This window comes from Xanthobacter sp. BG11Y11_SDJG, from assembly GCF_057364445.1.
The window spans coordinates 1-8479 of sequence record NZ_JBNFNU010000172.1; the positions used below are offsets into that span (position 1 = coordinate 1).

General features: G+C 69.2%; 8 protein-coding genes. 7 read left to right on the forward strand and 1 reads right to left on the reverse strand.

The genetic code is table 11. From position 1 onward, the window contains the following. Window positions 1-188 precede the first annotated feature (188 nt). The 3 genes from ctaD (at window position 189) to AC2W7M_RS14470 (ending at window position 3722) form a co-directional block, all read left to right on the forward strand. A complete protein-coding gene (gene ctaD, locus AC2W7M_RS14460) occupies window positions 189-2756 on the forward strand; it encodes a cytochrome c oxidase subunit I (protein ID WP_486132957.1) in 2568 nt (855 codons plus the stop codon). Continuing rightward, entirely contained in the window at window positions 2753-3061 is a 309-nt protein-coding gene (locus AC2W7M_RS14465) for a hypothetical protein (RefSeq protein WP_486132958.1), read from the forward strand. The genes ctaD and AC2W7M_RS14465 overlap by 4 nt, the downstream gene beginning before the upstream one ends. Before the next feature lie 226 nt (window positions 3062-3287). Beyond that, window positions 3288-3722, forward strand: a complete 435-nt coding sequence (locus tag AC2W7M_RS14470; protein ID WP_486132959.1) for a con-10 family general stress protein — start codon at window positions 3288-3290, stop codon at window positions 3720-3722. 69 nt (window positions 3723-3791) lie between these two features. On the opposite strand, the gene AC2W7M_RS14475 is transcribed toward AC2W7M_RS14470, so the two are convergent. Further along, a complete protein-coding gene (locus AC2W7M_RS14475; protein WP_486132960.1) occupies window positions 3792-4547 on the reverse strand; it encodes a TrmB family transcriptional regulator in 756 nt (251 codons plus the stop codon). A 594-nt stretch (window positions 4548-5141) separates the two neighbouring features. On the opposite strand from AC2W7M_RS14475, the gene AC2W7M_RS14480 reads away from it, so the two are divergent. From AC2W7M_RS14480 to AC2W7M_RS14495, 4 genes are all read left to right on the forward strand, one after another. Next, window positions 5142-5651: an ABC transporter permease gene (locus AC2W7M_RS14480; protein ID WP_486132961.1), complete on the forward strand. Its 510-nt coding sequence runs from the start codon at window positions 5142-5144 to the stop codon at window positions 5649-5651. An 11-nt stretch (window positions 5652-5662) separates the two neighbouring features. Continuing rightward, window positions 5663-6511, forward strand: coding sequence for an ABC transporter ATP-binding protein (locus AC2W7M_RS14485; protein ID WP_486132962.1), 849 nt, complete (start codon window positions 5663-5665; stop codon window positions 6509-6511). After that, window positions 6508-7563, forward strand: a complete 1056-nt coding sequence (locus tag AC2W7M_RS14490) for an ABC transporter substrate-binding protein (RefSeq protein WP_486132963.1) — start codon at window positions 6508-6510, stop codon at window positions 7561-7563. Before AC2W7M_RS14485 ends, AC2W7M_RS14490 begins: the two co-directional genes overlap by 4 nt. Window positions 7564-7673: 110 nt before the next feature. Next, a complete protein-coding gene (locus AC2W7M_RS14495) occupies window positions 7674-8357 on the forward strand; it encodes a flavin reductase family protein (RefSeq protein ID WP_486132964.1) in 684 nt (227 codons plus the stop codon). Window positions 8358-8479 lie beyond the last annotated feature (122 nt).

Below are 8479 nucleotides of genomic sequence, written 5' to 3' on the forward strand. Positions count from 1 at the left end.
GCCCCGACCTCACGCGCTTCGGCGAACGGCGCACGCTCGGCGCGGCCATGCGGCCCAACACGCCGGACAACCTCGTGCGCTTCATCGCCGACGCGCCCCGCCCACAAGCCCGGCCACGCGATGCCCGCCTTCGCGATGCTGGACGCCGAGGAGCTTGACGCCATGGCCGCCTACCTTTCGGCGCTCCGATGACCGACGCGCCCGCCAGAACGCCCGCCGAGGCCGCGCGCCGCATCCTGCCCAGCGGCCTGCCGAGCAAGCTGCCGCGCCCGGACGACGAGTTCGACCGCCTGAAGGAGGTGTGGCGCCTGCCAAAGGGCTGGCGCGTCCTCGCCGCAGTCAACAATTCGGTCATCGGCTATTTCTATATCGGCGCGGCGTTCCTGTTCTTCCTGCTCGCCGGCGTGCTCGGCCTGCTGATCCGCACCCAGCTCGCGGTGCCCGGCAACGGCTTCCTCTCGCAGGAAACCTACAACCAGATCTTCACCATGCACGGCACGGTGATGATGTTCCTGTTCGCCGTGCCGGCAGTCGAAGCGCTCGGCATCCTGCTGCTGCCGCAGATGCTGGGCGCCCGCGACCTGCCGTTTCCGAAGCTCGGCGCCTTCGCCTTCTGGGCCTATCTCGTGGGCGGGCTCATCTTCTTCTCCACTTTGTTCTTCGACCTCGCGCCGAGCGGCGGCTGGTTCATGTATCCCCCGCTCACCGGCACCGCCTTCTCGCCGGGGATCGGCGCCGACTTCTGGCTGCTGGGCATCGGCTTCATCGAGATCTCCGCCATCGCCGGGGCGATCGAGATCATCGTCGGCGTGCTGCGCACCCGGGCGCCGGGCATGACGCTGGACCGCATGCCGATCTTCGCCTGGACCATGCTGGTGTTCGCGGCGATGATCGTGTTCGCGTTCCCGGCGGTGATCCTCGCCACCATGATGCTGGAGATGGAGCGCGCCTTCGGCTGGCCGTTCTTCATCGCCGCGAAGGGCGGCGACCCGCTGCTGTGGCAGCATTTGTTCTGGTTTTTCGGCCACCCGGAGGTCTACATCATCTTCCTGCCCGCCGCCGGCATGGTCTCCATGATCGTGCCCGCCATGGCACGGACCGAACTGGTGGCGCACCGCCTGATCGTGGTGGCGCTGATCGCCACCGGCTTCTTCAGCTTCGGACTGTGGGTGCACCACATGTTCACCACCGGCATCCCCATGGTGTCGCTGGGCTTCTTCTCGGCCGCCAGCATGGCGGTGGCGATCCCGAGCGGCATCCAGATGTTCGCCTGGATCGGCACCATCGCGCTCGGACGGCTGCGGCTCGCGACGCCGTCCCTGTTCGTGCTCGGCTTCATCTGCGTGTTCACCATCGGCGGCCTGTCGGGGGTGATGGTGGCCATGGTGCCGTTCGACTGGGCGGTGCACGACACCTATTTCGTGGTCGCGCATTTCCATTACGTGCTGGTGGGCGGCATGGTGTTCCCGCTGTTCGCCGCCTTCTACTACTGGGCGCCCGCCTTCAGCCGGCGGCCGCTGTCCGAGCGGCTGGGAAAGTGGGTGTTCGCCCTCATCTTCGTCGGCTTCAACGTCGCTTTCTTCCCGCTCCACCTCGCCGGCCTGCTCGGCATGCCGCGGCGCGTCTACACCTACCCCGCCGGCCTCGGGTGGGAGGCCTACAATCTCGTCTCCAGCATCGGCGCCTACATGCTGGCGGCCGGGGTGCTGCTGTTCGTGGTCGATCTGTTCCGCAACCTGCGCCCCTCCGGGGGCGAGGGCGCCGGCAATGTCTGGGACGCCGGCACCCTGGAATGGCTGCCCAACGGCTCCTATTCGGCCCGCAGCGTGCCGCGGGTGACGAGCCGCTATCCGCTCTGGGACCAGCCGGGCCTCGCCCGCGAGGTGGAGGCGGGCGGCCATTTCCTGCCCGGCACCGTGACCGGCGCGCGCGAGACCATCGTCACCTCGCCGGTGGACGCCGAACCCGAACTGCTCATGCGCCTGCCGGGCCCCGGCTGGGCGCACCTGATCGCCGCCGTGGCCATGGCCGCCTTCTTCATGCTGCTCACGGTGAAGGCGGTGACGCTCGCGCTCGCCTGCGGCGCCCTGTCCATCGCCATGATGGTCGCCTGGATGTGGTCGAGCGACCCCGCGCCCGCCGGGCAAGCCGACATCGGCGGCGGCGTGCGCCTGCCCACCTATGCCAGCGGCCCGAAATCGCCCGCCTGGTGGGCGGTGGTGGTGCTGATGCTGGTGGCGAGCGCGCTCTATCTCTCCTTTGTCTTCGCCTATCTGTTCCTGTGGACCCTCTCGCCCGACGGCTGGCCGGATCCGGCCGCGTTGCCGGCGGCTTCCTGGCCCGCCGCGGCGCTGGCCTGCCTCGGCGTCAGCGCGGCGGCGATGGCCGCCGCGGAGGTCAGCCTGCGGCGCCAGGCCTCCGGGATCGTCCTCGGGGGCCTCATCCTGGGCGGGGTGGCGGCGCTGACGGCCGCCATCGGCCTGGACGTGGCCGGCTTCCGGTCGGTCGGCCTCCTGCCTTCGGACAGCGCATTCGGCGCCGCGACCTACATGGCGCCGCTGCTGCAGTCGCAGATGACGGCGGGGGTGATCACCGTGGCCCTGTTCGCGGTGGCGCGCCGGGCCGCCGGCCGGCTCGACGCCACACGGCGGGTGGTGTTCGACACGCTCAAGCTCATGTGGATCTTCGCCCTGTGCCAGGGGACGCTGGGCCTCGCGCTCACCCACGGCTTCCCGCGCGTCGCCGGAGGCGGATGATGCGGGCCTATCTGCGCGCCACGCTCTACGGGCCGGTCATCTGGGCGGCGCAGTTCCTGCTCGTCTATGCGAGCGAATCCCTGTTCTGCCTGCACGGTCCCGGGCCGTCGGCCCACCGGCTGTTCGTCGCTGCCGTCTCGCTCCTGGCGGCCGGCATGGTGGGACTGGGGCTGGTGCGTCAGCGGCGGCGCGGCGGCGGCGATGCCGACCAGATCGGCCGCTGGCTCGCACTCCTGTCCCTGGTGGCGATCGCCTGGACGGCGCTGCCCGCGCTCCTGATCGCCAGTTGTGCCGCGCCCGTCTGACGGCGCCACACCGCGGTCGCGCGTTCAGTTCCATGACCCGATATTCGACACATGATTTTCAGCAATCGACACGAGGTTGCCGCGTATTCGTCGCCATCCTGGGGACCGTTCACCGCCACGCTTCAAATATGCAACCGCGATTGCTTGCTTCCGTTACGAGAGACGGAACAGAGGGTCGTATCCGTTGTTGTTCAGGTACGGGGGCAAACGAACAAGGAGTTTGGGTATGGCCAATCAGGATCATCGCGGTGGCCCCGGCAACTTCGCGGAAGACCCGAACCGCGCCTCGGACGCCGGCCGCAAGGGTGGCGAGCACAGCCACAGTGGTCAGCAGAGCCAGTCGGGCACCGACACCCGCCAGCAGGGCGGCGGCGCCGGCAATTTCTCCCAGGACCGTGACGCGGGCCTCCGAAGCCGGCCGCAAGGGTGGCCAGCACAGCCACGGCGGCCAGCAGGACCAGGCCGGCACCGGCATCCCGCCAGCAGGCGGCGGGGAGCCGCGCAGCAGCAGCGCGGCGGTGCCGGCAACTTCGCGGAGGATCGCGAGCGCGCGTCCGACGCGGGCCGCAAGGGTGGGCCAGCGCTGACACCGCCCCGCCGGCCGCCCGAATCTGGCGCCGGGCCGGTAGCGGCACCGCTGCGACCCGCGGTTCGCAGCTGATGGACCGCGGCGGATCGTGCGATCCGCCGCGGTCTTATCCTGTTTCGCCCCGGCGTCGCAGGGCCCGCCTCACGGCTGCGCCGGGGCGGGTGTGCTCAGGCTCCACATGGCATCGAACATGGCGGCCTGGAAGGCGGCGTACTCGGCGCTGTCGATGATCATGCCGTAGCTTTCCCGCGCGGACGAAATCAGCGCCACCTTGTTGCCGTAGATGAAGCAGGTCATGGCCAGCGTATAAGCGGGCGGCGCATAGCGCAGTTCGCGCCGCTGCTCCCGGCTCGACGGCCAGATCGGCGCGATGTCCCGCTCCTCCGAGCGGATCACGTGCAGCCAAGTGCCCCGGCGCGCGCGCTCGGTGAGATAGCGCTCCATTTCATCAAGGCCCGGCTCGGCCATCAATTCCTTCATCGAGAGCGTCGCGCGCAGCACCTTGGCGCCGCCGGAAAGCGTGTCCCACAGGGTGGTGCGGATGCCTTCGGGGCCGGGATGGAAGCGCACGTTCGGCTTGCCGGTCTCGTGGTGATACATGGAGCGCAGCACCGGCATCACGTCCTCGATCATCTGCCGGCGCGCCTCGATGCGCTCCAGCAGGACGCCGGGGTCCTGCGCCACGACGAAGCGGCGCTTGCCGTTGTCCACGAACCGGACGAGCCCCTCCTCCTCCAGCTTGGCGAGCGCATCGTGCGCGGTGGTGCGCGCGAGACCGGCCTGCGCCGCGACGTCGGTGATGGACGCAGCGCCGAGCCCGACCGCGGTCAGATAGAGCTTGTAGAGCGTGCCCGTGATGCCGATCCGCGCCAGCTTCTCTTCGATGTCGTCCGTCACGCGTCGCCCCTCGCCGATGGCTGACCATGGCCGATCTTGCGACCGGCGTCCAATGTCGGTTTTATCCGATATAAAATTGATGCGACGCACAAAAAATGAGCGCAATACCCGAAATCTGATCGAAAAATGAGACGCAAATGCGCGATTAATCGTCAAAGGCGGCAGATTCTATGATTGACGGAAATAGCCGACATAAATAGCGTTAAAGCATGTCCAGTTGCTCAAGCGCCCCTCCGGCCGCCAGCGTGAAGGAGAAAGCCCCCATGGACGCGAAAGCCGATGCGGGCGCCCTGATGGCCGCACCCGCCCTGCGCAAGTCCGCCCCCACCCGGCCGAGGGGCGCGTTCTCGCCAACCGCTCCGTGCGGGCCGCCTTGGGCCTCGCCGCCTTCTTCGGCTTGTGGCAGGCGCTGTCGAGCCTCGGCGTCATCGACGACTTCCTGCTGCCCTCGCCGATCGCGGTGGGGCAGGCGCTGTGGGAACTGGCGCTGGACGGCTCGCTCTGGATTCATCTCGGCGCCAGCCTGCAGCGGGTGGCGGTCGGCTTCCTTCTGGCCTGCATCGCCGGGCTGGCGCTCGGCCTCGTCTGCGGCTGGTGGCGCACCATTCCGATTATGTGCGCCCGGTGGTGGAGGCGCTGCGGCCGATCCCGCCTTTGGCCTGGATCCCGATCACCATCCTGTGGTTCGGCCTGGGCGACGCGGCCTCCTACTTCCTGGTCTTCCTCGGCGCATTCTTCCCCGCCTTCGTCGCCACCTACACCGCGGTGCGCAGCCTCGACCGCAACCAGATGAACGCGGCCCTGTGCCTCGGCGCGAAGCCCTGGCAGCTGTTCTGGGACGTGCTGATCCCCGCCTCGCTGCCCATCATCCTGCCGGGCCTGCGCATCGCGCTGGGCGTCGGCTGGATGTGCGTGGTGACGGCCGAGCTGATCGCCGCCCAGACCGGCCTCGGCTACCTGATCCAGCAGTCCCGCATGCTGTTCCAGATCAACAACGTGGTGGCCGGCATGGTCACCATCGGCCTGGTCGGCTTCGCCATGTCCGCGATCCTGGAGCGGATCGAGCGCAAGGTGAACGCCTGGGCGCCCTCCGAGCGCAATTGAGGAGCCCCGCCATGGCCGCGACCGCCCAACTCGCCTCCACGCCGTTCCAGGGCCACGCCATGCACGCCGATCCGGCCGACATCCAGATCGACATCCGCAACGTCGGCAAGGTCTACGGCACCAAGGGCCAGGACACTGCCGTCGTTGCCCTCGACGGGGTGACGCTGAAGATCCGCCGCGGCGAGTTCATCTCGCTGCTCGGCCCCTCGGGCTGCGGCAAGTCCACCCTGCTCGGCATCGTCGCCGGCTTCCAGGCGGCGAGCAGCGGCCAGATCCTCCAGGACGGCCGGCCGATCACCAAGCCCGGCCCCTCGCGCACCGTGGTGTTCCAGGACTACGCGCTGTTCGGCTGGATGACGGTTCAGCAGAACGTCGAGTTCGGGCTGAAGGCCAAGGGCATGCCGAAGGCCGAGCGGGCGGAGATCGCCCGCGCCTTGATCGCCACCGTCCACCTCACGGGATTCGAGGACAAGTATCCGCACGAGATGTCGGGCGGCATGAAGCAGCGCGCCGCCATCGCCCGCGCGCTCGCGCCCGACCCCGACATCCTGCTGATGGACGAGCCGTTCGGCGCGCTCGACGCGCAGACCCGCGTGCTGCTCCAGGAGGAGATCGCCCGCATCTCCTCCGACGCCGGCAAGACCGTGATCTTCGTCACCCACGGCATCGACGAGGCGGTGTTCCTCGCCGACCGCGTGGTGGTGATGAGCCCGCGACCCGGCCGGTGCGCGAGGAGGTTCTCGTGCCGCTTCCCCGGCCCCGCACAGCCGAGATGCGCTCCGATCCATGGTTCGTCTCCACGGTCAACGACCTGTGGGAAACGCTCAAGCCGGAATGGCAGAAAGGGGAATAATCCGTGACCTCAGGACTCTCGCGCCGCCGCTTCGGCCAGCTCGCCGCTGGCCTTGCCGCCTCTCTCCCGCTCGCCGCCCCCACGATCCTGCGCGCCCAGGAGGGCGACGTGGTCCGCATGTGCTGGTTCAACACGACCACCGTGTCGGCCCAGATCGCCCACGTGCTGATGCGCACCGACATCCCGGCGCGCAACGGCCTGAAGATGGAGATGATCCAGCTCGCCGCCTCGCCCGCCATCACCGAGGCGCTGGTCTCCGGCGCCGGCGACGTGGGCACGCTCTCCGACTTCGCCGCCGTGACCACCATGGCCATCGGCGCGCCGGTGACGACCGTGTCCTCGCAGGCGCGCTTCCGCTCGGCGGTGCTCGCCACCAAGAAGTCCGGCATCACCAAGATGGCGGATCTCAAGGGCAAGCAGGTGTTCGGCACCTTCGGCATCACCGCCTTCCAGAACGCGCAGGACGCGGTGCTGAAAGCCGGTCTCGTGCCGGGCAAGGACGTGACGTTCGTGAATGTCGGCCCGGCCGAGCTTGCGGATGCGGTGGGCGCCCAGCGCATCGACGCCTTCTTCAGCTACGATCCGTTCGTCAGCTACTTCGAGAGCACCGGCCATGCCGCCGTGATCTCCGAGAACCTCAGCCCGGTGATCGTGCTTTCGGCCAACAACCGCTTCGTCCAGCAGAAGCCGGACGCGCTGAAGCGCCTGCTGATGGCGAACGCCCAGGCGCTGTTCTTCGCCGCGCAGAACAATGACCTCGTGAACGGCTGGTTCCGCTCGCTGGAGCCGGCCAAGAACATTCCCGAGCCGGTGCTGCAGAAGGCCTCCAGCTACGATCCCGCATGGAGCGCGAAGGCATTCACCGACATCAAGGTGGCGCTGTCCCCCGAGCAGATCGCGCAGATGGAGACGCTGGGCAAGTGGGGCGTGGAGGCCAAGCTGCTGCCGCGCCTGCCGGATGTGCCGAAATTCATCAACACGGCGATTGCCGGGTCCGTGGACAAGGAGATCGCCGCCGGCGGCTTCGACGTCAAGAGCGTGAAGATCCTGCGCGCCTGAGCGCGGATCAACTTCCTTCCCGTGCAGCCGGCGGCGCGCCCTCGGGCGTTCGAGCGCCGCCGGCATGCCGCCCCGCCTCGCCAGCCGAGGCGGGGCGAAGCAGGACCAAGATGACCGACACTGCGGCCCCTTCGGCAGGCGCTTGCGCGACCCGCCATTTCGACTTCGGCACCATGGCCGCGGACGCGCGTTACCGGCTGCTCGCCTCCACCGTGATGCCGCGCCCCATCGCCTGGGTGGTGACGGCGGACGCGGACGGCGTGGTGAACGCCGCCCCCTATTCCTTCTTCAATGTGTTCGGCGGCGACCGGCCCGTGGTCGCGCTCGGCATCCTGGCACGGCCCGGCCGCCCCAAGGACACGGCGGCCAACATCCGCGCCACCGCGGAGTTCGTCGTCAACCTCGTGCCGTTCGCCCTCGTGGAAGCGATGAACGCCACCTGCGTGGACGCGCCGCCCGAGGTGGACGAGACCGCGCTCGCCGGGCTCGAAACCGTGCCAAGCCTCGCCGTGCGGCCGCCGCGCATCGCCGCTTCCCCGGTGGCCTTCGAGTGCCGCCTGACCCACCTGCTGGAGACCGGCCCCGGCCAGCTTCTGGCGGTGGGCGAGGTGCTGCACGCTTATTATGCCTGCCACGTGCTGACCGGCGATCCCGACCGGCCGCGCGTCGATGCCGCCGCCCTCGACCTCGTCGGGCGCATGCACGGCGCCTCCACCTACACCCGCACCCGCGACCTGTTCGACCTCGACCGCCCGCTCTGGCCGGGCGGCCGCGCGATCCCCAGCAAGGAATGAGCGAGATGTCCAAGATCAAGGTGGCCGCAGTCCAGGCCGCGACGGTTCCCTTCGACGGCGCGCCGCGACCGCGCGGACGGCCAAGCTCATCGCCGCGGCGGCGCCGGCGCCAGCTGGCGTGT

Coding starts and splice junctions, on each gene's coding strand:
- ctaD (WP_486132957.1), top strand. CDS start 189: ATGACCGACGCGCCCGCCAGAACGCCCGCCGAGGCCGCGCGCCGCATC.
- AC2W7M_RS14465 (WP_486132958.1), top strand. CDS start 2,753: ATGATGCGGGCCTATCTGCGCGCCACGCTCTACGGGCCGGTCATCTGG.
- AC2W7M_RS14470 (WP_486132959.1), top strand. CDS start 3,288: ATGGCCAATCAGGATCATCGCGGTGGCCCCGGCAACTTCGCGGAAGAC.
- AC2W7M_RS14485 (WP_486132962.1), top strand. CDS start 5,663: ATGGCCGCGACCGCCCAACTCGCCTCCACGCCGTTCCAGGGCCACGCC.
- AC2W7M_RS14495 (WP_486132964.1), top strand. CDS start 7,674: ATGACCGACACTGCGGCCCCTTCGGCAGGCGCTTGCGCGACCCGCCAT.